This is a genomic window from Acidovorax sp. Leaf73, assembly GCF_916855635.1.
Taxonomy (GTDB): domain Bacteria; phylum Pseudomonadota; class Gammaproteobacteria; order Burkholderiales; family Burkholderiaceae_C; genus Acidovorax; species Acidovorax facilis.
The window spans coordinates 20523-43996 of sequence record NZ_CAKASI010000005.1 but is presented as its reverse complement, the minus strand read 5'-3'; the positions used below and the strand labels follow the sequence as shown (position 1 = coordinate 43996).

At 65.5% G+C, this 23474-nt stretch carries 22 protein-coding genes; 7 read left to right on the top strand and 15 right to left on the bottom strand.

Annotation, left to right across the window (positions count from 1 at the left end):
* Positions 1 to 144: 144 nt before the first annotated feature.
* Entirely contained in the window at positions 145 to 2379 is a 2235-nt protein-coding gene (locus tag LPA35_RS16760) for an EAL domain-containing protein (protein ID WP_228897733.1), read from the top strand.
* 33 nt (positions 2380 to 2412) lie between these two features.
* On the opposite strand, the gene LPA35_RS16755 is transcribed toward LPA35_RS16760, so the two are convergent.
* Positions 2413 to 2865: a CBS domain-containing protein gene (locus tag LPA35_RS16755; RefSeq protein WP_055394762.1), complete on the bottom strand. Its 453-nt coding sequence runs from the start codon at positions 2863 to 2865 to the stop codon at positions 2413 to 2415.
* Between the two features lie 157 nt (positions 2866 to 3022).
* Between LPA35_RS16755 and LPA35_RS16750 the strand changes: the two genes are divergently transcribed.
* Together LPA35_RS16750 and LPA35_RS16745 are read left to right on the top strand one after the other, a co-directional pair.
* Positions 3023 to 4333: an O-acetylhomoserine aminocarboxypropyltransferase gene (locus tag LPA35_RS16750; RefSeq protein ID WP_228897732.1), complete on the top strand. Its 1311-nt coding sequence runs from the start codon at positions 3023 to 3025 to the stop codon at positions 4331 to 4333.
* Positions 4334 to 4335: 2 nt separating this feature from the next.
* Entirely contained in the window at positions 4336 to 5154 is an 819-nt protein-coding gene (locus LPA35_RS16745) for an alpha/beta fold hydrolase (RefSeq protein ID WP_228897731.1), read from the top strand.
* Between the two features lie 30 nt (positions 5155 to 5184).
* Here the strand turns inward: LPA35_RS16745 and LPA35_RS16740 are convergent, their stop codons facing one another.
* The gene (locus tag LPA35_RS16740; RefSeq protein WP_370641460.1) at positions 5185 to 6426 is read right to left on the bottom strand and encodes a DUF418 domain-containing protein; all 1242 of its coding nucleotides are present in this window, start codon (positions 6424 to 6426) and stop codon (positions 5185 to 5187) included.
* Positions 6427 to 6557: 131 nt separating this feature from the next.
* Here LPA35_RS16740 and LPA35_RS16735 point away from each other — a divergent pair, with 131 nt between their 5' ends.
* Positions 6558 to 6896 carry an Mpo1-like protein gene (locus LPA35_RS16735; protein ID WP_121505948.1) on the top strand — a complete coding sequence of 113 codons (339 nt, stop codon included), beginning with the start codon at positions 6558 to 6560 and terminating at the stop codon, positions 6894 to 6896.
* Between the two features lie 96 nt (positions 6897 to 6992).
* Here the strand turns inward: LPA35_RS16735 and LPA35_RS16730 are convergent, their stop codons facing one another.
* Positions 6993 to 8288, bottom strand: a complete 1296-nt coding sequence (locus LPA35_RS16730) for a YihY family inner membrane protein (protein ID WP_228897730.1) — start codon at positions 8286 to 8288, stop codon at positions 6993 to 6995.
* 21 nt (positions 8289 to 8309) lie between these two features.
* Here LPA35_RS16730 and LPA35_RS16725 point away from each other — a divergent pair, with 21 nt between their 5' ends.
* Both LPA35_RS16725 and LPA35_RS16720 read left to right on the top strand, forming a co-directional pair.
* Positions 8310 to 8732: a DUF2069 domain-containing protein gene (locus tag LPA35_RS16725; RefSeq protein WP_121505946.1), complete on the top strand. Its 423-nt coding sequence runs from the start codon at positions 8310 to 8312 to the stop codon at positions 8730 to 8732.
* Positions 8733 to 8778: 46 nt separating this feature from the next.
* Complete coding sequence (locus LPA35_RS16720) at positions 8779 to 10197, top strand: FAD-binding oxidoreductase (RefSeq protein ID WP_228897729.1); 1419 nt, start codon at positions 8779 to 8781, stop codon at positions 10195 to 10197.
* Here the strand turns inward: LPA35_RS16720 and LPA35_RS16715 are convergent.
* Positions 10194 to 11288 carry a hypothetical protein gene (locus tag LPA35_RS16715; protein ID WP_228897728.1) on the bottom strand — a complete coding sequence of 365 codons (1095 nt, stop codon included), beginning with the start codon at positions 11286 to 11288 and terminating at the stop codon, positions 10194 to 10196. The two genes, LPA35_RS16720 and LPA35_RS16715, sit on opposite strands and share 4 nt — an antisense overlap.
* A gap of 227 nt (positions 11289 to 11515) precedes the next feature.
* Here LPA35_RS16715 and LPA35_RS16710 point away from each other — a divergent pair, with 227 nt between their 5' ends.
* Positions 11516 to 11983 carry a GNAT family N-acetyltransferase gene (locus tag LPA35_RS16710; protein ID WP_228897727.1) on the top strand — a complete coding sequence of 156 codons (468 nt, stop codon included), beginning with the start codon at positions 11516 to 11518 and terminating at the stop codon, positions 11981 to 11983.
* 185 nt (positions 11984 to 12168) lie between these two features.
* On the opposite strand, the gene LPA35_RS16705 is transcribed toward LPA35_RS16710, so the two are convergent.
* From LPA35_RS16705 to LPA35_RS16655, 11 genes are all read right to left on the bottom strand, one after another.
* A complete protein-coding gene (locus tag LPA35_RS16705; RefSeq protein ID WP_228897726.1) occupies positions 12169 to 12639 on the bottom strand; it encodes a GNAT family N-acetyltransferase in 471 nt (156 codons plus the stop codon).
* 17 nt (positions 12640 to 12656) lie between these two features.
* A complete protein-coding gene (locus LPA35_RS16700; protein ID WP_228897725.1) occupies positions 12657 to 12932 on the bottom strand; it encodes a hypothetical protein in 276 nt (91 codons plus the stop codon).
* Between the two features lie 75 nt (positions 12933 to 13007).
* Positions 13008 to 14042, bottom strand: coding sequence for a PfkB family carbohydrate kinase (locus tag LPA35_RS16695; protein ID WP_228897724.1), 1035 nt, complete (start codon positions 14040 to 14042; stop codon positions 13008 to 13010).
* Between the two features lie 28 nt (positions 14043 to 14070).
* Entirely contained in the window at positions 14071 to 15555 is a 1485-nt protein-coding gene (gene xylB / locus LPA35_RS16690) for a xylulokinase (protein ID WP_228897723.1), read from the bottom strand.
* 127 nt (positions 15556 to 15682) lie between these two features.
* On the bottom strand, positions 15683 to 16618 hold the full coding sequence (locus LPA35_RS16685) for an AraC family transcriptional regulator (RefSeq protein WP_228897722.1): 936 nt from the start codon (positions 16616 to 16618) through the stop codon (positions 15683 to 15685).
* Between the two features lie 29 nt (positions 16619 to 16647).
* Positions 16648 to 18039, bottom strand: coding sequence for a D-arabinitol 4-dehydrogenase (gene dalD / locus LPA35_RS16680; RefSeq protein ID WP_228897721.1), 1392 nt, complete (start codon positions 18037 to 18039; stop codon positions 16648 to 16650).
* Positions 18040 to 18058: 19 nt separating this feature from the next.
* Positions 18059 to 18805 carry an SDR family oxidoreductase gene (locus LPA35_RS16675; protein WP_228897720.1) on the bottom strand — a complete coding sequence of 249 codons (747 nt, stop codon included), beginning with the start codon at positions 18803 to 18805 and terminating at the stop codon, positions 18059 to 18061.
* Positions 18806 to 18810: 5 nt separating this feature from the next.
* Positions 18811 to 19854 carry an ABC transporter ATP-binding protein gene (locus LPA35_RS16670; RefSeq protein WP_228897719.1) on the bottom strand — a complete coding sequence of 348 codons (1044 nt, stop codon included), beginning with the start codon at positions 19852 to 19854 and terminating at the stop codon, positions 18811 to 18813.
* 46 nt (positions 19855 to 19900) lie between these two features.
* Entirely contained in the window at positions 19901 to 20746 is an 846-nt protein-coding gene (locus tag LPA35_RS16665) for a carbohydrate ABC transporter permease (RefSeq protein ID WP_228897718.1), read from the bottom strand.
* Between the two features lie 15 nt (positions 20747 to 20761).
* Entirely contained in the window at positions 20762 to 21625 is an 864-nt protein-coding gene (locus tag LPA35_RS16660; RefSeq protein WP_069105336.1) for a carbohydrate ABC transporter permease, read from the bottom strand.
* Between the two features lie 157 nt (positions 21626 to 21782).
* On the bottom strand, positions 21783 to 23114 hold the full coding sequence (locus LPA35_RS16655) for a sugar ABC transporter substrate-binding protein (protein WP_228897717.1): 1332 nt from the start codon (positions 23112 to 23114) through the stop codon (positions 21783 to 21785).
* Between the last annotated feature and the right edge of the window lie 360 nt (positions 23115 to 23474).

The window sequence follows — 23474 nt, the reverse complement described above, 5'->3', positions numbered from 1 at the left end:
CCGCCGTCGCTGGACCCCACCACAGAGCACGCCCCACCCAAGAATGAGAGGCACAACATGGGGTTCAGATGAATACTTGCCACAAACGCGCTTGGCAGTGCGGCGCGCACTTGCTAGCATCCATGGACGATCTTTGGGACATCCATGCCCGTTTCAGCCCCGCACACTTCCGGCCCTCCTTCCCACCACGGCATCCTGCCGCCAGCACCTTTGGCCGATGCCCCGTTGCGCAGGGCACTGGATGCCAGCGACAACGCCATCGTGATGAGCAACAGCACCCGGCACGTGGTGTATGTGAATGAAGGATTCACCCGCCTGTTTGGGTTCAGCCCTGCGGAGGTGCTGGGCAAATACCTCAGCGACGTGCTGCTGGGCCCACACTCCGACCCCGGGCTGCTGAGCGAAATCCGTGATGGCATCGACCAGCAAGGGGGCTTTCATATAGAGACGCTGCTGTACAGCAAGGCTGGCCAGCCACGCTGGGTGTCGATGATGATCAATGCCTCGAACGAGGCCTCCGGCGGACCGGGGGGCAGCATCACGGTGCTGACCGACATCACTCTCACCAAGATGCACGAGGTGCTGCAAAAGCGCGTGCTGGAGGGCATGGTCAACGAATTGCCGCTCGCCGACCTGATGGCTCTGGTGTGCCGCGAAGTGGAACGCATCGCCCCCGAAGTCACGGCCTCCATCCTGTCCGTGGACGAGCTGGGCCTGCTGCACCCGCTGGCAGCGCCCGGGCTGCCCCCCGCCATCTGCCAGGCGCTGGACGGGGTTCCCGTCGGCCCTTGTGTCGGTTCGTGTGGCACTGCGGCCTTCCGGCGGGCGCCTGTTGTGGTCACCGACATCACCACCGACCCCTTGTGGGCCGACTACCGCACCCTGTTTGAGCCCAGCGGCATGCGAGCCTGCTGGTCCAGCCCGATCTGTGACCACGCAGGCAAGGTGATTGGCACCTTTGCCTTTTATTTTCGGGAGCCGCGCGCGCCCGACGCGCTGCACCATCGGCTGGTGGACGTGTGCCTGCACTTGTGTGCGCTGGCCATTGAACGCAACGCCACACGCCAGCGCATTCACCAGCTCGCCTTTTTTGATGAACTCACGGGCCTGCCCAACCGCGCCATGTTCCGCAGCAGTGCGGAGCGTGCGCTGGCCAGCCTGCGGCAGGAAGACCACCCTGGTGCGGTGCTTTTCATCGACCTGGACCGCTTCAAGCAGGTCAACGACACCCTGGGCCATGCCGCAGGCGACGCGCTGTTGTGCGAAGTGGCCAAGCGACTCACGCAGTGCCTGCGCGCGCGCGATCTGATCGGCCGGCTGGCGGGTGATGAATTCGTGCTGCTGTTGTCCGAGTGCAGCACCGGGCAAGTCGTGCAGATGGCCCAGAGCATCCTGCAAGAGATGGCCCGCCCCATGGACCTCCACGGGCAAGCCCATGTCTGCCACGCCAGTATTGGCATTGCGATGTTTCCGGACGATGGCGATGCGATCGACACGCTGCTGCGCCACGCTGACCAAGCCATGGTCCAGGCCAAAAGCGACCACAGGCACAGTCTGCAATTGTTCAGCGCCGAAATGAACCGGCGCGCACAGGAGCGCGCCGCCCTGGAACGCGCCTTGCGCCAGGCGCTGGCCGACCACAGCCTGAGCCTGCACTACCAACCCCAGGTGCTCAGCAGTGCGCCTGGCACCCTGCACGGTGTGGAAGCGCTGGCGCGCTGGCAACATCCCGAATGGGGCATGGTGCCCCCCAGCCGGTTCATCCCAGTGGCCGAAGAGGCCGGCCTCATTCACGAACTGACCTTGTGGCTGCTGGACGAAGCCTGTGCGCAGCTGTCGGCCTGGCGTGCAGCTGGCCACAGCGTGCCCTGCGTGGCCGTGAACCTGTCAGGACGCAGTTTTCACCAGGCAGAGTTTGCGCAGCAGGTCTGCGACGCGCTGGAGCGCCACGGCCTGCGCACCAACGATGTGCTGCTGGAGATCACCGAAAGCGTGATGATGGATGCACGGCCGGTAACGCTGGCCAACATCGAGGCGCTGCACCACAAGGGCTTTAAGCTGTCGCTCGATGACTTTGGCACCGGCTACTCCAGCCTGAGCTACCTGCACCGCCTGCCCATCAGCGAACTCAAGCTGGACATGGCGTTTGTGCAGGACCTCACCACCAGCCCCACCGCACGCGCGCTCACGGTATCGGTGCTCAGCATTGCCCACAGCCTGGGCATGGTGGTGGTGGCCGAAGGGGTGGAAACTACAGGTCAGCAGCAATGGCTACAGGCCCACGGTTGCCCTGTGATGCAGGGCTATCTGTTCGGCAGGCCCATGCCACCAGATGAACTGGAAGCCTGGCTTTGCGCGCCTGCGCGGGGCGTGAGTTGAGAACAGCGCTCGGTGTCGCAGACGTCGCAGCGTTCAGCCGCTGCGGGACTCGTCTTCCGGCCAGTCGCGGATATAGGCCTTGAGCATCTTGTTCTCGAAGTTCTGGCTATCCACGACGGCCTTGGCCACGTCGTAAAAGCTGATCACGCCCATCAGCATGCGGCGGTCCATCACGGGCATGTAGCGCGCATGGCGGTCCAGCATCATGCGGCGCACTTCGTCCATGTCGGTTTCGAGCGTGCAGGTCAGGGGCGCGTCGTCCATGGCCGAGCGCACCAGCATCGTGCCCACGCTGCCCCCGTTTTTGACCAAGGCCTGGATCACCTCGCGAAAGGTAAGCATGCCCACCAGGTCGCCATGCTCCATCACCACCAGCGAGCCAATGTCGCGCTCGGCCATCAGGCTCACGGCACCCGCCAGCGGCTCGTCCGGCGATGCGGTGTAAAGGGTGTTGCCTTTGACGCGAAGGATGTCGCTGACTTTCATGGTGCGGAGTCTCCGGGGGATCGGGAAGAATCGGAAAGAGTATGTGTGAGCCCGCACACACCAGCACATCCGCTGGGGTTGCCCAGGTGCTGCAGGCTGTTTGTCAGCAAATATAGCCCACAATGCCCGCCTGCATTGACAACATGGGAGACACAAGATGCCCGGTTACTCCGACCCCGGCTTTGACACGCTGGCGCTGCACGCAGGCGCGAGCCCCGACCCCGCCACTGGCGCGCGCGCCACGCCCATCCACCTGACCACGTCGTTCGTCTTCGAGTCGAGCGACCACGCGGCTTCACTGTTCAACCTGGAGCGCGGCGGCCATGTGTACAGCCGCATCAGCAACCCCACCAACGCGGTGCTGGAACAACGCGTGGCAGCACTGGAAGGCGGCGTAGGCGCGATTGCCACCGCCAGCGGCCAGGCCGCGCTGCACCTGGCGATTGCCACACTCATGGGCGCGGGCAGCCACATCGTGGCCAGCACGGCGCTGTATGGCGGCTCGCAGAACCTGCTGCACTACACGCTGTCGCGCTTCGGCATCGAGACCACGTTCGTGAAGCCCGGCGACATCGACGGATGGCGCGCTGCCGTACGCCCCAACACCAAGCTGTTCTTTGGCGAAACCGTGGGCAACCCCGGCCTGGATGTGCTGGACATTCCCACCGTATCCTCCATCGCGCACGAGGCCGGCGTGCCACTGCTGGTGGACTCCACGCTCACCTCGCCCTGGCTCATCAAGCCCTTCGAGCATGGCGCCGATCTGGTCTACCACTCGGCCACCAAGTTCCTGTCGGGCCACGGCACCGTGGTGGGAGGCATCGTGGTGGACGGCGGCAGCTTTGACTGGGACGGCCCCAAATCGGCCGGCAAATTTGCCGAGCTGACCCAGCCCTACGACGGCTTCCACAACATGGTGTTCACCGAAGAGAGCACCGTGGGCGCTTTTTTGCTGCGCGCGCGGCGCGAGGGCCTGCGCGACTTTGGCGCCTGCATGAGCCCGCACACGGCCTGGCTCATCCTGCAAGGCATTGAGACCCTGCCACTGCGCATGGCGCAGCACATGCGCAACACCGAGAAGGTGGTCGAATTTCTGGCCGCGCAGCCGTTTGTGTCGCGCGTGGGCCACCCCTTGCTGGAGTCTCACCCCAGCCATGCCCTCGCGCAAAAGCTGCTGCCACGCGGCGCGGGCTCGGTGTTCAGCTTCGACCTCAAGGGCAACCGCGAGCAGGGCAAGAAGTTCATCGAAACCCTCAAGGTCTTCAGCCACCTGGCCAATGTGGGCGACTGCCGCAGCTTGGTGATCCACCCGGCCAGCACCACGCATTTCCGCATGAGCGACGAAGCGCTGGCGGGCGCAGGCATCAGCCAGGGCACGATCCGCCTGTCCATCGGCCTCGAAGATGCCGACGACCTCATTGACGACCTGAAACGCGCGCTCAAAGCCGCAGAAAAGGCGGGGGCCTGACCATGCACATCCAAGTCAACGGCGCCGCCATCTACTGCTACACCGGCGGCAAGGCATTTGATGCCGCCAAACCGACCGTGGTGTTCATCCATGGCGTGCTCAACGACCACAGCGTGTGGGCCCTGCAAAGCCGCTACATGGCCAACCACGGCTGGAACGTGCTGGCCATCGACCTGCCCGGCCACTGCCGCAGCAGTGGCGAGGCGCCCGCCACAGTGGAGCAAGGCGCGGACTTCATCGGTGCGCTGCTCGATGCCGCCGGTGTGCAGCGCGCAGCGCTGGTGGGCCACAGCTGGGGTTCACTCATTGCCATGGAGGCGGCCGCGCGCCTGAAGGACCGCATCAGCCACCTGGTGCTGGTGGGCACGGCCTTCCCGATGAAGGTCTCGCCCGCACTCATCGAAGCGTCACAGACCGACCCCGAGAAGGCGATGCGCATGGTCAATGTGTTCTCACGCAGCACCTTGTCTGCGCCCCCGTCGGCCCTGGGCCCTGGCACCTGGGTGTTTGGCGCAGGCATGGCGCTGGGGCGCAAGGTGCTGCGCAGCAATACGGCGATCAACGTGTTCCACCGGGGGTTTGTGGCCTGCGATAGCTACACCGGCGGCGAAGCCGCCATGGCGCAGCTGACATGCCCGGTGCTGTTTGCGCTAGGCAGCCAGGACCAGATGACACCGCCCAGAGCCGCGCAGGGCCTGGTGAATGCGGCACGCGCAGCAGGCAAATCCGTGTCGATGGCCAACCTGCCGGTGGGCCACAACCAGATGACCGAGGCGCCGGAAGAAACGCTGTTCGCGCTGCGCGACTTTCTGGCCCGCTGAGCAGCGCTCCGCACGCGTCCCGGCCTGCAGTCAGGCCGGGACGCGCCGCCATGCGGGCCACTGCCACTGCGTGAAAGCACGCAGCAGCCATTCCACCGGACCATAGGCATGCATGGCCATCCAGCGGCGGCTCCACGCCAGCTGGGTGGCGTACAGCACCAGCACGCCCAGCACCACCCACCCTGGCGACACCTGGCCCACCAGCGCCAGGCCATAGGCCGTGAAGACCAGCGCCCCCACCAGCGACTGCAGCAGGTAGTTCGACAGCGCCATGCGCCCCGCAGGCTCCAGCGCCGCGCCCAGCCGCTGCCCGGCAGGGCCGCGCTGCAGAAGCCACAGCAGCAGCGCAACATAGCCGAAAGTGAGCAGCGGCGCGGTGGCCAAATCCACCGCCAGCGCGGCCAGGCCCACCTGCTCAGGCTGCTGGGCCCCGCTGGCCCCAGACTGCACCGAGGCATAGAACAACGCGCCCGCCACACCCACAGGCAGGCAACACGCCATCCAGCGGCGCAGCCGCGCAGGCTGCCGCGCCACGGTGGCTAGGTGGCCGGTGCGGTGCGCCGCCAGCCCCAGCAGGAACATGGCCAGCGCACACGGGCCCTGCACGAATACCAGCACAAACCACACGCCCTCGGCCATGTCCCGCCCACGCTGCGCAATGGCCTCCAGGGCACTGGCGCGATACGCCTGCGCGGCCTGCTGCGCCTTCGCGTGCAGCTCGGCCAGGGGCAGGTCCATCGGCGGCACCTGTGCCACCAGCCAGGCCAGCAGGCCCCAGCCCCCGGCAGTGGCGCCCAGCAGCGCCAGTGCCAGCACCACCGCCATGGCCGGGCGCACGCCCCGCCACGCGAGCAGCAGCAGGCCCAGCAGCGCGTAGGTGACCAGGATGTCGCCCGCAAACAGCAGCCATGCGTGCGCCAGCCCCAGCAGCAAGAGCCCCAGCAGGCGCCGCAGAAAGCGCGGAACAAAAGCGCTGCCGGCGCGCTGGGCGGCGTCCATCTGCAGCGCAAAGCTGTAGCCAAACAGCAGCGAGAACAGCAGGTAGAACTTGGTCTCGAAGAGGAAGCTCACCAGCCAGCGCACGGCGTGGTCCACCGGCCGCGAGAAGGCCGGGTCAGACACCCCCACGCCAAAGTAGGTGGAGGCAAAGCTGCCCGCATTGACCATGAGGATGCCCAGCAGCGCAAAGCCGCGCAGCGCGTCGATGGCGTGTTCGCGGCCCCCTGCGGGGGCAGCGAAGGACGGGGTGGTTGTGGATTCCGTGGAAGTCATCCTGGCGATGGTGACAGAACCTGTTCAACGACAGCCCACGGCATCTCATGTCCACAGTGGCACTGCATTTTCAAGGGCTTGGGCGTATAAAGCGTTTGGCATCAGGTAGCCCCACCCCCAAGGAGACAACGATGGACATCAGTGCCCCCCACACCACGACTACCGACCCGCGCACCTTCAAGCGTTTCGCCGAGTTCTACCCCTTTTACCTCGGCGAACACAGCAACCGCACTTGCCGCCGCCTGCATTTTGTGGGCTCCACGCTCACCCTGGTCTGCCTGGCCATGCTGGTGGTCACGGGCAAACCGCAGTACCTGCTGTATGGCCTGCTGTGCGGCTACGGCTTTGCCTGGGTGGGTCACTTCGGCTTTGAGAAGAACAAGCCCGCCAGCTTCAAGCGGCCGCTCTACAGCTTCATGGGCGACTGGGTGATGTACAAGGACATCTGGACGGGGAAGGTGCCGTTCTGAAGCGGTGATTCACCACAGCTGCCACGGCGATAAACTCAAGTAAAAACAGGCCCTAGCGCTTATCCAACAAGCGCAAGCAGCTATATTTTCGATAGCTTACACCGACCCTGCCCGCAGCGCGCCCTGGGCGGGGTCAGCACCAGCACCCGGCTGCAGCACATCCTCCAGCAGCAATCCGTCCAGCCGGGCCTGTGACCACAGCGGCTGCAGGCTCTCGGCGCGCTCCAGCAGCAGGCGCTGCACCAGCGGTGCGAGGGGTGTCGCGCCCGGGTTGGCCAGCAGCACATAGCGGGGCTCGGGCACATCCGATGCGTCCACGGCCGCATCGTTGACCTGGCCCACCCAGTCCAGCGCGGTCAGCGCCTCCAGCACCGGGGCCAGCTGCAGCACGTCCACCCGCAGCAACTGGGCGAGCTGGCCGGGGCGCAGGCCTTTGAGAGGCTGGTGGCGCACGCGGTGCAGCTGCTGCAGCACCTCCACCGCCAGCTGAAACGTCCAGCCCGCCACCGTGCTGCGCCGCGCCACACCGGCCAGCAAACTGGGCAGGTAGGCCGTGACCACCGCCCCCAGCAGCACGATGACCCAGGCCACATAGATCCACACCAGCAGGATAGGCAGCGTGGCAAACGCGCCATACACCACCGAATAGGTGGGCACCTTGCCCAGGTACAGCGCCAGCACCTTTTTGGCCAGCTCGATGCACACCGACACGAACAGCCCGCCCGTCCAGGCATGCCGCCATTTGACCGGCGTGTTGGGCACATAGTGGTACAGCGACGCCATGCCGCCTGCGAGCACCACGAACTGGATCGAATCGAACAGCAGCTGCACACCATCGGGCAGGCGCTTGACCAGCCCGCCCGAGGCCGACATCACATACGACGTGAGCGCCAGGCTGGCCCCCATGAGCAGCGGGCCGAGCGTGATGGCGGCCCAGTAGATCAACACCCGCTGGCCCAGCGGCCGCAGCCGCTGCACGCGCCAGATGTCGTTGAGCGTGCGGTCGATGGTCAGGATCAGCGCCAGCGCCGTGGCCAACAAAATGCTGAAACCCGCCACCCCCAGGCTGCTGGCCTTGGCAGCAAACTGCGTGAGGTAGCCCAGCACCTGTCGGGAGATGCTGTCGGGCACCAGGCTGTTCACCAGCCAGCCCTGCAGCGCATCCTGCAGCTTGCCGAAGATGGGGAAGGCCGTGAACACTGCCAGCGCCACGGTGAAGAAAGGCACCAGCGCCAGGATGGTGGTGAAGGTCAGGCTGCTGGCCGTGAGCCCCAGATGGTCCTCACGAAAGCGCTCACGCAGCGTCTGGGCCGTGGTTTTCCAGGGGAAGTGCGACAGCTCGGTCACCAGCGCCTCCGCGCGCTGGGCCACTGCCTGTAAGGACAAGGACATGGCCGATATGATGCCACCCCAATGACCGCATCACCTTCTGCCCCGCCCGCCCTCCCCGTTCCCGCAGACAGCGCTGTGGAATCCACGCGCTGGCTGGCCACTTGCAGCCTGCTGGCGCTGATTGTTCTGTGCCTGGCCTGGGAGCTGGTGCTGGCCCCGTTGCGCCCTGGTGGCTCATGGCTCGCACTCAAGGCGCTTCCGCTGTGCATCCCGCTGGCGGGCATTCTCAAGAACCGCATGTACACCTACCGCTGGGTCAGCCTGGTGATCTGGCTGTATTTCACCGAAGGCGTGGTGCGCGGCTGGAGCGACAAGCCCCCGTCGCAGTGGCTGGCCTGGGCCGAGGTGGCCCTGTGCCTCGTGTTGTTCACCGCCTGCACGCTGCATGTGCGGCTGCGCCAGCGCAATGCCAAGGCGGCTGCAGCCGCCTCTGCTGCATCCTGATGCCAACCTCCTCTTTTCATCGCCTTGAAGAAGAAACTCCTTGACCATGACCACTCTGCTTGACACCCTGCGCGCCATCGTCGGCCCCGCCCATGTGATCACCGAAGGCGACCTCACTGCCTGGGAGCAGGACTGGCGCCGTCGCGTGCGCGGCAAGGCCCTGGCCGTGGTGCGTCCCGCCAGCACGCAGGAAGTGGCGGCTGTGGTCAAGGCCTGCGCAGCAGCAGGCACCGCCATCGTGCCCCAGGGCGGCAACACTGGCCTGGCCGTGGGCTCCACGCCCGACGACTCGGGCACGCAGATCGTGCTGAGCCTCACCCGCATGAACGCGGTGCGCAGCGTGGATACCGACAACCTGACGATGACGGTGGAAGCTGGCTGCATCCTGCAGAACCTGCAGGATGTGGCGCAGAACGCGGGCGTACTCTTCCCCCTGAGCCTCGCGGCCGAAGGCAGCTGCACCATCGGCGGCAACCTGGGCACCAACGCGGGCGGCACACAGGTGGTGCGCTACGGCAACGCGCGCGACCTGTGCCTGGGCCTCGAAGTGGTCACCGCCCAGGGCGAGGTGTGGGATGGCCTGAAAGGTCTGCGCAAGGACAACACGGGCTACGACCTGCGCGACCTGTTCATCGGTAGCGAAGGCACGCTGGGCATCATCACCGCTGCGACGATGAAGCTCTACCCCCAGCCCGCCGCCAACCTCACGGCCTGGGCCGCCGTGCCGTCGATGGAACACGCCGTGGCCTTGCTTGGCCTGGCGCACAAGCAGCTGGGGGCGGGCCTTACGGGCTTTGAGGTGATGGGCCAGTTTGCGCTGAGCCTGGTGGGCAAGCACATGCCGCAGCTGCGCGTGCCCTTTCTGGGCGACGACAACGCGCCCTGGTGCGTGCTGCTCGAAAACTCCGACAGCGAATCCGAAGAACACGCGCGTGCACGGTTTGAGTCGCTGCTGGAGACCGCGTTTGAAATGGGCTGCGTGACCGACGCCGTGGTGGCAGAGAACCTCACGCAGGCCCACCAGCTCTGGCACATCCGCGAAAGCATTCCGCTCGCCCAGGCCGAAGAGGGCCTGAACATCAAGCACGACATCTCGGTGCAGATCTCGCGCATCCCCGCCTTTGTGGCCCACACCGACGCGGTGCTGCAGCGCGAGATCCCCGGCGTGCGCCTGGTCAACTTCGGCCACCTGGGCGACGGCAACCTGCACTACAACGTGCAGGCGCCCGCCGAGGGCGACCCCAAGGCCTTTCTGCGCGAGCACGAAGCCCATGTGAACCACCTCGTCTATGAGGCCGTGGCCGAGTTCGGCGGCTCGTTCTCGGCCGAGCATGGCATTGGCGAACTCAAGGCCGACAAGCTGGAGAAGTACCAGTCGCCTGTGGCCATGGGCATGATGCGCGCCATCAAGCAGGCGCTGGACCCGCAGGGGATCATGAACCCGGGGCGGGTGCTGAAGGTCTAACGCCGCACGATGTGTAGCCCGCACACGGCCAGCAGCTCGTGCATCTGGGGCAGCAGCCCCCTGCCAAACGCGTCGACCTCGTACATTGCATAGCGCTCCAGGGCGCGTTGCGCGAAGTCAGGGGCGTTGACTGCAGCAGCCACCAGCAGATCGGGGTGGTAGTTCAGCAAGCGGTAGTCGCTGCGTTGGCGCAGGCCCACGAAGGGGCATTCTTCATCCGGCACGCGGTTGGCCCATCTGTCCAGATCCTCCAGGCTGTGCAGCTGGTCCAGCCAGTCCAGCACGGCCCTGTCGTACAGCGCCGCCAGCTCATCCCGGCGCGTGGCAGCACTGTCTGCGCTGCCCATGGGCAACTCGTAGATCACCCCTCCCGCCTGTTTTTGGAACAGTGCCGGTGGCTCCAGATAAGTGAAGGGCAGCCTGTGCATCTGCGCGAAGTGCTGCAAGGACACCTTGAAGGCCGGCCCGCCATCGCTGTCAAGAGCGGGCTGCAGGTGGGAGGGCAATGCAAGGCGTATCCACACGCCGTGGTGCAAGGTGTCCCGCACCATGTCCGAGTACACCAGCGCCTCGCCCACAGGCAGCTTTTTCTTGAACCAGAATTCGCCCCGCAGCTTGCGCCAGCCCCGTTGGGTGAACAGGGGCTCCAGCGATTGCTGCACCCAGCGGCCGCGCGCCGAAGGCGAAGTATCCAGCTCAGGGAGCACAGGCACATCCTCCACGGCTGCAACAGATCCCATGGGGCCCATCACCTGCCCCGAAGGGGTGTGCACCTCGCCGCTCTGCGGATCAAAAACCACCCACCCCAGCTGGCGGGCCACGCACTCGATCACCGGCAGCACCACCTCCAGCTCGGCCACGTCAGGGCTCAGGCTTTGCACCAACGCAAACGGGTCTGGCTCCGGGATTTCGGTCCAGTAGTCTTCCGGCGCTCCCTCCGGGGGCAGCGCGGATGCGATGGCCTCCAGCAACTGGCCCGCCGCAGCATCGGGGCTGAAGCTCAGTTGCTGGCGCAGGTCGTGAAGCGTGGCTCGCGCATCCTCGCTGGAAACAGGGACCGGATGGCGCCAAAGGTGCAGGACATAGCTCATGGGCGGGCAGTGGAAGGTTGGAGACGGGATGCCAACGAGCGCACATCGTAGCCACGCCCACGGCACCGCAGCCCAGGCCGTCGCGAGAAACCCACAGGGCCCTGCGTTCGCTGCTGTTGAGTGCCCGTCACGACCCCGGAGCCGTGCCTTGCGGTGCGCTGGCACTGACACCCATCCCTTTCCACCACCTGCACAATCAGGGCTCCAGCAACACCGCCAGGCCGACCATGAGTTCCACTTTGACCGTGCGCCCCGTCCAGCCCGAAGACTATGCCGCATGGCGCCCGCTCTGGGACGGCTACAACGCGTTCTACGGCCGCTTTGGCGCCACAGCGCTGCCCGAACACATCAACGCAACCACCTGGCAGCGCTTGCTGGACCCGGCAGAGCCCGTCTTCTGCCTCGTGGCGCACGACGCTGCGGGCGGCAAGATCCTCGGGCTTGCGCACTACCTTTTTCACCGCAGCACAACACGCATCGATCCCATCTGCTACCTGAGCGACCTGTACACCAACGAAGCCGCACGGGGCCGGGGCGTGGGGCGTGCGCTCATCGACGCCGTGTACAGCGCAGCGCGGGCAGCCAAGGCATCGCGCGTGTATTGGCAAACCTACGAAACCAATACCACCGCGCGACTGCTGTACGACAAGATGGCCAAGCACCATGGGTCCATCGTCTACTCGCAGGAGCTCTGATCAACGCCTGCCGGCCACGCCGAGATTTACTATGAAAACAATAGCTGATTGCGCTTACACATCAAGCGCCAGGGCCATTTTTTATAAAAATTCTCGCTTCCAACAACTGCCACAACCCTGATGAGCAGGGCACTCGGCGAGGTCGTGGCTCTGGGCATCGCGTTCCACGCGGCCCAGAGCCCCCTTCAGAACACCTTGCGCATCGGCTGTGCCTGCAGCCCTGCCCAAGACTGCACTGCACCTGCGGGTTCATAGCCATTGCGGCGGTAAAAAGCCTCCGCCGTTCGCGTGCTCTCCAGCCCCAGTGCCGCCAGCCGCGACTGCCGCGCGTGAGCCTCGGCCTCACGCAGTAGGGCGTGGCCTACGCCCTGGTGCAAGGCCTCTGGCACCACATAGCACAACGCCAACGTGGCCCTCGCCAGCAGCGCAAAGCCCACCATCGTTCCGCCCCGGTATGCGCCCCACACCGCAGCGCCCGGCGCGGACATCCACGCAGCAAGGTTCTCGGGCGTCTTGTTGGCCAGCCAGGCCGTCAGGATAGCGGGGTCATTGGCATGGTCGAGCACGCAGCAGTGGGTGATAGACCGACGGATGACCGTGCAGGCGGCTTCTGCCGCCTCGGGGCCCACCGGGATGATCCGTGTGTCCTGGGGCACTGCTGCGCTAACCGCAATCACGCCGAAACCAGCCCTGCAAGCGCGACAGCCAGCACAGCGAGCACCCCATAGAACAACAAGCCCACGAATATCAGGCCATTGGTCGTCACCACACGTTGTCCTTCATGCCGGAACGACAGTGCGCCCGCTGCACTCCAGGTCCGCGCTTCGTTGCTGCCCCAGCGCTCAGAGCGCCAGCGGCCCAGGCCGACCACCCGCACCACCTGCGCCCCCGTGCAGACGATCAGCACTTCAACCACTGACCACAGCATCGCAACCAGAAACTCCGTCATCGGCATCCTCCGCAAATCAGCGACGGGAAATGATAGACGGCCTGCCACTCCAGAGACGGTGACCGAACCCCCATGTCAGCGCGGGTCTTGGGCTGCGGGATGCTGCTGGCTCCACACGAGGGCGGCCTCCCAGCCCGGTGGCACGCAGCCTTGCTCCATCACGCACAAACTGGCGCTGGCCAGCGCATGACGCAGCGCCTGCTGGCACGCATCGGCCGCCAGCGCTTCGACAAACCCCACAAAGCTCGCACCACCGGCAGCCTGCGATTGCCGCAGCAAATGCGCCAGCAGCCCGGCCAGAAAGCTGTCGCCCGCGCCCACGGTGTCCACCACTGGCAGCGGCTGGGCCTCTTTGGCGAAACGCTGCACGCCGTTACGGTGCAGCAGCCAAGCGCCTTCCGCGCCCAGCGTGAGCGCCAGCAGATGGGCCTGTGGGTTGGCGGCCAGCAGGTGCTGTGCGCGGGCCAGGGCATCCACACCAGGCACAGCCAGATGCTCCAGGTCTTCGTCGCTGGCCTTGATGATGTGGGCATGGGCCAGCGCGGCGTGCACCGTGGTGCGGTACGCCGCCAGGTCGGGCATGACGGAGGGGCGCAGGTTGGCATCAACCACCACACAGCGGCCTGCGGCTCGCTGGGCGGCCAGCCACGGCAGGTAGATGGCAGTGTCACGCGCGTCGAGCGCCAGCGCGCCGGTGCACACCAACTGCAGCGCGGGCAGCACGGCGCAGCTATCGCCCAGACCTGCGGCAGACACGGCACGGTCTGCCACGCCTTCGCGGTAGAAGGCGTAGTCAGGGTGGCCATGTGCGTCGAGGTTGACCACGGCCAGTGATGTGACCTGCAGCACAGGCTCGGGCTGTGCCAGCACCACGCCGTCAGCCACCAGTTGCGTCGCCAGTTCGCGCCCAAAACGGTCGCGCGACAGGGGGTTGAGGTACTGGGTGCCCACACCCTGTCGCGCCAGCGCGCGGCACAGGTTGTAGAGCGCGCCGCCCAGGCACGGCAGGTAGCTGCCATCGGGGCGGCGGATCAGGTCGATGAGGGCCTCGCCGGCAATGGCGGCGTGGATGGGCGCTGTGCCGTTGGAAATCGTGGATGCGGAAGTCATGGACGTTTGGAAGGAAGCAGACAGTGCGTCAGAACTGCGATTGCAGCGCGGGGTAGAGCGCGACAAAGCGGGCATAACGTTCGGCCAGCTGGGTTTGTTGTGCGGGCTGTGGCATGAAGGTGGCGTCAGCGGGCAGGGGCTGGCACCAGTGGGCTTCGTCACCACCGCAGGCCATGGCCGCCAGGCGCGCCGCCCCCAGGGCGGCTGCGGCGTGTGCGCCCTGCGGGCGCTGCAGCGGGGTGCCCAACGCGCTGGCCAAGAGCTGCGCCCAGGGGTTGCTGCGGGCACCGCCACCGACCAAGGCCAGGGCTGCGTCATCCCGGCGGGCAGCACCACCCTGCCCGGCCCCGGCAGCACGCATGGCATTGAGGCCATCGAGCAGGCCAAAGCCCACGCCTTCCATCACCGCATAGGCCAGGTCGGCCGCTTCGTGCTCGGCCCGCAGGCCCATGAATACGCCGGAGGCAGCCGCGTTGTTGTGCGGTGTGCGCTCGCCACTCAGGTACGGCAAAAACAGCGGCGCCTGCGCCTGGCGGGTGGTGTTGAGGACGCTGACGGCGTCAGACAGTTGCGCCTCGTCGCCACGCCCCGTGAGCCGGGTGACCCAGCCAAACGCACTCGCTGCACTGAGCATGACGGACATGTGGTGCCAGCGCTGCGGCAGCGCATGGGCGAAGGCATGCACGGCGCGCTCGGTGGCAGGCGCAAAAGCGTCCGTCACGCGAAAGACCACACCCGAGGTGCCCAGCGACACAAAGCCCTGCCCCGCAGTGCGGGCGCCCACGCCCACGGCACTGGCGGCGTTGTCGCCCGCGCCAGCAGCCACGACGATGCTGTCACTGAGCCCCCAGCGGCGCGCCACATCGCTGCGCAGCGTGCCTGTGGGCGCACTGCCTTCGGCCAGCGCGGGCATGTGCGATGTATCGAGCCCGCAGGCCTGCAGCATGGCAGGGCTCCAGGCGCGGGCCTGCACATCCAGCCACAGCGTGCCCGATGCGTCGGACATGTCGCTCACCGCATCGCCCGTGAGCTGCAGGCGCAGCCAGTCCTTGGGCAGCAGCACCGTGCGGATCTGGTCGAACGCGGCGGGCTCGTGCGTGCGCAGCCACAGCAGCTTGGGCGCGGTGAAGCCGGGCATGGCGAGATTGCCGGTGATCTGGCGCGAAGTGGGCACAGCCGATTCCAGCTGCGCACATTCGGCGCTGGCGCGGCCGTCGTTCCACAAGATGGCCGGGCGCAGCACCTGGCCCTGCGCGTCCAGTACCACCGCGCCATGCATGTGGCCCGAGAGGCCGATGCCCCGCACCTGCGCCCACGCTGCGGGAGCCTGCGCGCGCAACTGCGCCACGGAGGTCTCCACAGCGGCCCACCAGTCGGTGGGTTGCTGTTCGCTCCAGGTAGGCTGGGGGCGCAGCTGAGGCACGGCGGCATCTGCCGTAGCGACCACAGTGTGCGCATCGTCCAGCAGCAGGAGCTTGACACCCGAGGTGCCTAAATCGATTCCGAGGTACATGGGTGATGGACAGATGTCAGTGATTCACAGTGAAAGCCATGGCCCGGCCTTTGCCTTTGGCGGGCTGCGTGCAGGGGTCACGCAACAAGGGCCTCCCCCCCTCTCGGGGTGCAGATCCGGCCGGGGATCAGGAAGTCTTTCCAAACCTTCCCGCGCCCTGCTTGCGGTACTCGCTGGGCGTCATGCCCTTGATGTCCAGAAAGCGGCGGTTGAAGTTGGCCATGTTGTTGAAGCCCACGTCATATGCAATGTGGGTGATGTAGCGCTCGGTCTCCATCAGCAGCTGGCACGCGCGGTTCACGCGCACCAGGTTCACGAAGTCGGTGAAGGTATTGCCCGTGGCGCGGCGGAAGAAGCGCGAAAAGCGGCTCTCCGTCATGCCCAGCTCTTGCGCCAGGTCGGCCGCCGACAGCGGGTCGGCCAGGTGGTCGGTGATGCGGCTCACGATGGCGTTGATCTGGTCCAGTTGCGCATCGTTGTCCTCGCTTTGCAGCTGCGTGCTCGACAGCAGGCGAAAGTCGGTGCAGCGCGCCAGGTCGCTCATGAATTCGCAGAACGCGCCGAACCGCGCCAGACCCTGACGCGCCTTGATGCGGTGCCAATGCTCTTGCGCCTGCGCTTCCATGCCAAAGAACTCGACGCCGTGGCGCGCGCGCTCCAGCAGGGGCAGCACCTCGCGCAGCTCGGGGATGGTTTCGCTGCTGGCCACCAGCGGCGCGTGCGAGAACTGGATCACCAGGTCGCGCAGCGGCACGCCGCCTTCGGGCAGGTCCATGCTGATCCAGTTGTGCGGCAGGCGCGGCCCGGTCAGCACCAGGTGGCCGGGCTGGAACTGACCGATCCAGTCCCCCACAAAGACCTTGCCCGAGGTCGCGGTGATCAGGTGCAGCTCGTACTCGTCGTGGTAATGCCAGCGCGCCAGCGGCGTGGGAAACCCGTGCGACAAACAACGGATGAAGCCCGCCGTCTCGGGCGACTCGTAGCCCAACGCGGGCGAGCGCACATAGTCGTGCTCCAGCTCGGGCTTGGTCTGGCGCGGGGCGATGGGCATCTTCACGGTCATGGCGGTAGTGGGCTCAAATTACACCAGCATCAGGCGCCTGTCCGCTCTGCCACAAAAGCCAACACGCGAGCATAGGCTTTGCGCAACGCGTCTACGAGTCGGGGGTGGCCGGCCATCTCGCCCCACAGGGTCGTGTCGGCCGCATAGGCCGCCACGGGGTCAGCGGCATCGCAGATGGCATGGGCCACGGCGGGATCCATGGCCTGGTCCTGGTAGCTGTAGGGGATTTGCCCCGCGTGCCAGCGCTGCAGGTAGGCCAGGAACAGTGCTGGCAGCATGGCCACGCTGTCGAACGACGTGTTGCGCGCGATCTTGTCGCGGATGGTGGGCGCAATCATGCCGGGGATCTTGGAGAACGCATCCATGGCCACGCGCTGGTTGGTGTCGGCGATGGCGGGGTTGCCGAAGCGGTCCAGCACCACGTCGCGGTACTGCTCCAGGTTGATGGGGCATGGCTGCAACACGGGGATCGCGTCGTCGGTGACGTAGTCGTAGGCCATCTGGCGAATGGCCGCGTCGTGTGTGCCTTCGTGGATGTACTGGTAACCCGCCAACGTGCCCGCCCAGGCAATGCAGCTGTGGGTGGCGTTGAGCAGGCGGATCTTGGCCTCTTCGTGCGCCTGCACCGACTGCACCATCTCGACACCGACCGTTTCCCACGAAGGGCGGCCTGCGATGAAGTCGTCTTCGACGACCCACTGGATAAAGCTTTCACCCATGAGTGCTGCCTTGTCATCCCAACCTGTTGCAGCCTTCACGCGCTCGGCCACATCGGGCGTGGGGCGCGGCGTGATGCGGTCCACCATGGCGTTGGGGCTGGTGGTGTTCTGCTCCACCCATTCTTTCAGTGGCGCATCGCCCAGCGCCTCGATGAACTGCAACAGCCCGCCGCGCGAGCGGTCGCCGTTGTGGCGCAGGTTGTCGCAGTTCATCAGCGTCACAGGGCCTGCACCGGCTGCCCTGCGTGTGCGCAGGATGCTGACCAGGCCGCCGTAGATCGTGTGGCCTGCCTGCCCCGCCTTCACGGCCGCCAGGTCGGCCCGCAGGTCGGCAAACGTGGGCCAGTCGAGCTGGTTCTGGGCATCCAGGTAGTAGCCCGCTTCGGTCACCGTGAAGCTGATGATGCGCGTGGCAGGGTCGGCCCCCATGGCAATCAGCGGGGCCAGGTCATCCTGGTAGGGGATCACCCGCTGGATCGACTCGATGACGGTGTAGTTGCGCTCGCCTTGGGGAGTGACGGTTTCGAGCGTGTAGCGCCCATCCTGCGCTTGCAGCGCCGCGATGGTGTCGGCCATGTCGGGGCGCAGGTTGCCCCCTGCGATGGCCCAGCCCGTGTCGCCCTGCTGGCGCAATGCGTGAACGTAAACGGCCTGGTGGGCGCGGTGGAACGAGCCCAGGCCCAGGTGCAGGATGAAATTCATGGTGCGTGACTGCGGGTTTCTAGAGATCAAAATTGGTGGGCATCATCACGACGTCGCGGATGGTCATGCCGCGCGGGCGGGTGAGCATGAAGAGCACCACGTCAGCCACTTCAGAGGCCTCGATGAGGCTGCCGCTGGCCTTGGCCTCGGCAAGCTTCTCCGCGGGCCAGTCGGCCAGCAGCGAGGTGATGACGGGCCCGGGCGAGATGGAGCCCACGCGGATGCCGTGCTTGAACACCTGGCGGCGCACGGTCTGCACAAAGCAGTTGACCGCCCACTTGGACGATGCGTAGACAGGCTCCCACGGCGTGGGGAAATGCGCGGCCAGCGAGCTGGTGACGATGATGTCGCCCGTGCCACGCTCGATCATGTGGGGCAGCACGTTGTGCACGTTCTTCATCACCACGTTGACGTTCAGGTTGAGCATGCGGTCGATAGCGTCGGGGTCGGCATCCACCAGGTCGCCGCCCACATACAACCCAGCATTGGCGTGAAAGATGTCGAGCTGACTAGCCAACGCCAGCGTGCGCTGCAGCAGGCTGGCGCATTGCCTGGCATCGAGCAGGTCCAGCACCAGCGGCAAGGCGACGGGGCCGAGGGCTGCACACGCCTTGGTCAGCGCGGCCTCGTCACGATCGATCAGCACCACACGCGCACCAGCGTTGGCCATGGCTTGGGCACTGGCAAAGCCGATGCCCGATGCGGCGCCGGTAACGGCCGCCACCTTGCCTTGAAGTTCTTGTCCGGGGGGCATGGAAGCAGTCATGGCGGTCATGCGGTCTGGCGGGCCACCACGCGGCCGTTCGGGTCGAACCAATGGGCTTGCGAGGCATCGATGTCCAGGCAAACCGCATCGCCCGCACGCAGGCCTGTGCGGTCGTTCTGGCGCGCCACAAACTGCGCGCCGCTGGGCGTGCTCACGTAGATCAGCGTCTCTGCGCCCAATGCTTCCACCAGGTCCACCTGGCCCGGCAACAGCGTCGTGCCGGTGTTGCGTACCGTGATGTTCTCGGGGCGCAGGCCGATGGCGCCGCCCTCCGCCCCGACGGGTGCCTGCTGCTGCACGGGCGATGGCAGCTGCGGCAAGGGCACCACGTTCATCTGCGGCGTGCCGATGAACTGGGCCACGAACTGGTTGGCAGGCTTGTCGTACAGCTCCAGCGGCGTGCCCACCTGCTCGATGACGCCATCGCGCAGCACCACCACGCGGTCGGCCAGCGTCATGGCCTCGACCTGGTCGTGCGTGACGTAGATGGTGGTGGCCCCAAGGTCGCGGTGCAGCTTGGCGATCTCCACACGGGTCTGGCCGCGCAGCGCCGCGTCGAGGTTGGACAGTGGCTCGTCAAACAGGAACACCTTGGGCGCGCGCACGATGGCGCGGCCGATGGCCACGCGCTGGCGCTGCCCGCCCGACAGTTCCTTGGGCGTGCGCTGCAGGTACTGCGTGAGGTTGAGGATGCGCGCGGCGTTCTGCACCTTCTCGTCGATCACCTGCTTGTCCACCTTGGCGAGCTTGAGCGCAAAGCTCATGTTCTCGTACACGCTCATGTGCGGGTACAGCGCATAGCTCTGGAACACCATGGCCAGGTCGCGCTTGCTGGATGGCTGGTCGGTGATGTCGCGGCCGTCCAGCATCAGGGTGCCACCGTCGATGTTTTCGAGCCCCGCGATCAGCCGCAACAGCGTGGACTTGCCGCAGCCCGAGGGGCCGACGAAGACGATGAACTCGCCTTGCTGGATGGTGAGGTCGATGCCCTTGATGGCGCGGTGTTCACCAAAGAATTTCTCGATGCCGCGCAGTTGAAGGTAGGCCATGGAATCGGGTTCCTGAAAACTTGAAAACTGGGAGGAAAACTACGGCTTACTTGACCGCACCAAACGTCAGGCCCTGCACCAGCTGCTTCTGGCTGAACCAGCCAAAGACCACGATGGGTGCAATGGCCATGAGCGAGGCGGCGGACAACTTGGCCCAGAACAGGCCCTCGGGGCTGGAGTACGACGCGATCAGTGTGGCCAGCGTGCCGGCCTTGGCGGCGCTGAGGTTCAGGCTCCAGAAGGCCTCGTTCCATGACAGCACCAGACACAAGAGGCCGGTGGACGCCAGGCCACCCATGCCCAGCGGCAGCAGCACCAGGCGCACCTCCTGCCACAGCGTGGCACCGTCCATGCGCGCGGCTTCCAGAATCTCGCGCGGGATGTCCTTGAAGTGCGAATACAGCATCCAGACCATGATGGGCAGGTTGGACAGCGCGAACACGATGATGAGCGCAAGCTGCGTATCGAGCAGGTGGCTCTTTTGCGCCAGCACATAAATGGGTACCAGCGCGCCCACGGCGGGCATCATCTTGGTGGAGAGCATCCACATGAGGATGTCCTTGGTGTACTTGCCCTTGAAGAAGGCCATGGCGTAGGCCGCAGGCGCGGCCAGCATCAGGCCCACCAGGGTAGAGACCACGCTGGTGATGACCGAATTCTTGGCGTACAGCAGGTAGTCGCTGCGCTCCTGCACCTCGTGAAAGTTCTCGAGCGTGGGGATGAAGAACAGCTGCGGCGGCACTGCGATGGCCTGCAACTCGGTCTTGAACGCAGTGAGGAACAGCCAACCCAGCGGAAAGAACAGCAGCAGGGCCACGCCCCAGGCAGCAGCGGTGCGCAGGGCCAGCAGGCCCAGCGGGAAGCTGGAGCGGCGTCGTTTTGTCGTTGTCATGAGCGTTGCCCCGTCTTACTTGTCAAGGTTCTTGCCGACCATGCGGATCAGAAACACCGCCGCGATATTGGCCAGCAACACTGCGAACAGCGCCCCGGCCGAGGCCACGCCCGCGTCGAAGTTGAGCAGCGCCTGCTTGAAGATCAGGAAGGTGACGTTGGTGCTCGCATCGCCCGGCCCGCCACCCGTGGTGGTGTAGATCTCGGCAAAGATGCTGAGCAAAAAGATGAGTTCGATCATCACCACCACCGCCACCGAGCGCGCCAGGTGTGGCACATACAGGTAGCGCAGCTGCTGCAGGTAGTTGGCGCCGTCCATGCGCGATGCTTCCAGCTGTTCGTGGTTCATGCTCTGCAATGCGGTCATGAAGATCAGCGTGGCAAACGGCAGCCATTGCCACGACACCATGACGATCACCGAGAACAGCGGGTGGTCGGTAAGCCAGTCCACCGGCTGTGCGCCAAAGAACATCCACACCTGGGCGAGCACGCCGTAGATGGGGTTCATCATCATGTTCTTCCACATCAGCGCGTTCACCGTGGGCATGACGAAGAACGGCGAAATCAGCAGCACCCGCACGATGCCACGGCCCGCAAACGGCTCGTTGATGAGCAGCGCAATCGCAATGCCGAACACCACCGTGATGAGAATCACACTACCCAGCAGCAAGATGGTGTTGACCACCGCCGTGCCGAACGAGGGGTCGGTGACGAAATACTCAAAGTTCTCCAGCCCGGCAAAGCCGGTCTGGTCCGGCTGCATGAGGTTGTAGCGGATGAGCGAGAAGTAGATCGTCATCACCAGCGGCACGATCATCCACAGGAAGAGCGTGGCCATGGCTGGCGTGAGCAGCAGACGGGGTAGCAGGCGGCGGTTCATGGGAATTCCGATACAGACTTACACAGCGCAGTGAGGCAAGCGCCCTGTGGGCGTAGCGAGCGGCCCGAGGTGGGGGTGCTGTACCGCAGTCGTACTCCCGTACGGCGAGGAACACCGCCCCCAGATCGGGCCGCGCAGTAGCCCAATGGGTGCTTGCCTATTTGTAGTAGCCGGCCTTCTTCATTTCGCGGTCAGCCGACACCTGGCTGGCCTTGAGCGCGGCGTCCACCGTCGTCTTGCCCGCCAGTGCTGCGCTCATCTGCTGACCCACCGCGATGCCGATGGCCTGGAATTCAGGAATGGCCGCGAACTGCACGCCCACATACGGGCTCTTGGGCAAGGTCGAATCCGTGGGGTTGGCCGAGTCGATGGCCGTCTTCTCAGCGGCCGCAAAGCGCGCTGCCTTCTGGAACTCGGGCGATGCGTACGTGCTCTTGCGCGTGCCGGTGGGCACATTGGCCCAGCCGTTGGTCTTGGCCACGAGCTGGATGTATTCCTTGCTGGTGGACCAGGTGATGAACTTCTGCGCGGCGTCCACCTTTTTGGAACCAGCCGGGATGGCCAGATTCCACGACCACAGCCAGTTGGCGCCCTTGGACGTGTTCATGGTGGGCGCCTGGGCAAAGGCCATCTGGTCGGCCACCTTGGACTGCTTGGGGTCCGCCACGAACGATGCCGCGATGGTGGCATCCACCCACATGCCGCACTTGCCCGAGTTGGTCAGCGCCAGGATCTCGTTGAAGCTGTTGGCGGCAGAGCCGGGCGGGCCGTAGTTCTTGAGCAGGTCCACGTAGAAGTTGATCGCGTCCTTCCAGGGCTTGGACTCGAGCTGCGGCTTCCACTGCATGTCGAACCACTGGCCGCCGAAGGTGTTGACCAGCGTGGTCAGGAAGGCCATGTTGTCACCCCAGCCCGGCTTGCCGCGCAGGCAGATGCCGTACACCCCGTTCTTGGGGTCGTGCATCTTGGCGGCCAGGTCCTTGATCTGCGGCCAGGTGGGACGCTCGGGCACCTGCACGCCCGCCTTGTCGGCCAGATCCTTGCGGTACATGAGCATCGAGCTTTCGCCGTAGAACGGGGCGGCGAACAGCTTGCCGTCGATGGACAGGCCGTTGCGCACGGCGGGCAGCAGGTCGTCCACGTCGTAGGCGGCGTCGGTCTTGAGCTCCTGCAGCCAGCCCTTCTTGCCCCAGATGGGCGCCTCGTACATGCCGATCGTCATCACGTCGAACTGGCCGCCCTTGGTGGCGATGTCGGTGGTCACGCGCTGGCGCAGCACGCCTTCTTCCAGCGTGACCCACTTGAGCTTGATGTCGGGGTTGGCCTGCTCGAAGTTTTTGCTGAGCTTTTGCATCTCGATCATGTGGCCGTTGTTCACGGTGGCAATGACCAGCTCGGTCTGCGCGCTGGCGGCGCCGCACAGCGACAGGGCCAGTGCAGCGGCCAGGGCGAGGCGCTGAGGAGCAAAAACACGGGGGGAATGTGGCATCGGAATGTCTCCTTCGTAATTGGTATGGGATCGACCGTTCAACGCCAGTGCAGGCATACGGCATTGACGAACTGAACGATACCGATGCTGCAATGCTCGATTGGTACTCCAGATGCCTCCACAAATACTAATTTGCACCAGATACTCAGGATTTATACCTAGAGGCGTCAACAGGGTATCTAACCGACCAGGAAGAGAGGGGCCGGACCCCCAGCACGGTTAGTCGCGGATGCCCCAAATCACTATCAAATCAATAGCTTTTGGCGCTTATCTATCAAGCGGTAGAGGCCCATTTAATCCATATTTCGTGCACCAAGGCCCACCGGGGAAGACACCACTACCCCCTCCTCCATCCATTTG

Bases quoted from the DNA above. Each gene is read 5' to 3' on its own strand.
- LPA35_RS16700 (WP_228897725.1), bottom strand. From the start codon at position 12,932: ATGACGGAGTTTCTGGTTGCGATGCTGTGGTCAGTGGTTGAAGTGCTG.
- LPA35_RS16715 (WP_228897728.1), bottom strand. From the start codon at position 11,288: ATGAGCTATGTCCTGCACCTTTGGCGCCATCCGGTCCCTGTTTCCAGC.
- LPA35_RS16750 (WP_228897732.1), top strand. From the start codon at position 3,023: ATGCCCGGTTACTCCGACCCCGGCTTTGACACGCTGGCGCTGCACGCA.
- dalD (WP_228897721.1), bottom strand. From the start codon at position 18,039: ATGAATTTCATCCTGCACCTGGGCCTGGGCTCGTTCCACCGCGCCCAC.
- LPA35_RS16655 (WP_228897717.1), bottom strand. From the start codon at position 23,114: ATGCCACATTCCCCCCGTGTTTTTGCTCCTCAGCGCCTCGCCCTGGCC.
- LPA35_RS16760 (WP_228897733.1), top strand. From the start codon at position 145: ATGCCCGTTTCAGCCCCGCACACTTCCGGCCCTCCTTCCCACCACGGC.
- LPA35_RS16740 (WP_370641460.1), bottom strand. From the start codon at position 6,426: ATGACTTCCACGGAATCCACAACCACCCCGTCCTTCGCTGCCCCCGCA.
- LPA35_RS16685 (WP_228897722.1), bottom strand. From the start codon at position 16,618: ATGACCGTGAAGATGCCCATCGCCCCGCGCCAGACCAAGCCCGAGCTG.
- xylB (WP_228897723.1), bottom strand. From the start codon at position 15,555: ATGTACCTCGGAATCGATTTAGGCACCTCGGGTGTCAAGCTCCTGCTG.
- LPA35_RS16720 (WP_228897729.1), top strand. From the start codon at position 8,779: ATGACCACTCTGCTTGACACCCTGCGCGCCATCGTCGGCCCCGCCCAT.
- LPA35_RS16695 (WP_228897724.1), bottom strand. From the start codon at position 14,042: ATGACTTCCGCATCCACGATTTCCAACGGCACAGCGCCCATCCACGCC.
- LPA35_RS16710 (WP_228897727.1), top strand. From the start codon at position 11,516: ATGAGTTCCACTTTGACCGTGCGCCCCGTCCAGCCCGAAGACTATGCC.
- LPA35_RS16670 (WP_228897719.1), bottom strand. From the start codon at position 19,854: ATGGCCTACCTTCAACTGCGCGGCATCGAGAAATTCTTTGGTGAACAC.
- LPA35_RS16660 (WP_069105336.1), bottom strand. From the start codon at position 21,625: ATGAACCGCCGCCTGCTACCCCGTCTGCTGCTCACGCCAGCCATGGCC.
- LPA35_RS16745 (WP_228897731.1), top strand. From the start codon at position 4,336: ATGCACATCCAAGTCAACGGCGCCGCCATCTACTGCTACACCGGCGGC.
- LPA35_RS16730 (WP_228897730.1), bottom strand. From the start codon at position 8,288: ATGTCCTTGTCCTTACAGGCAGTGGCCCAGCGCGCGGAGGCGCTGGTG.
- LPA35_RS16665 (WP_228897718.1), bottom strand. From the start codon at position 20,746: ATGACAACGACAAAACGACGCCGCTCCAGCTTCCCGCTGGGCCTGCTG.
- LPA35_RS16735 (WP_121505948.1), top strand. From the start codon at position 6,558: ATGGACATCAGTGCCCCCCACACCACGACTACCGACCCGCGCACCTTC.
- LPA35_RS16755 (WP_055394762.1), bottom strand. From the start codon at position 2,865: ATGAAAGTCAGCGACATCCTTCGCGTCAAAGGCAACACCCTTTACACC.
- LPA35_RS16675 (WP_228897720.1), bottom strand. From the start codon at position 18,805: ATGACTGCTTCCATGCCCCCCGGACAAGAACTTCAAGGCAAGGTGGCG.
- LPA35_RS16725 (WP_121505946.1), top strand. From the start codon at position 8,310: ATGACCGCATCACCTTCTGCCCCGCCCGCCCTCCCCGTTCCCGCAGAC.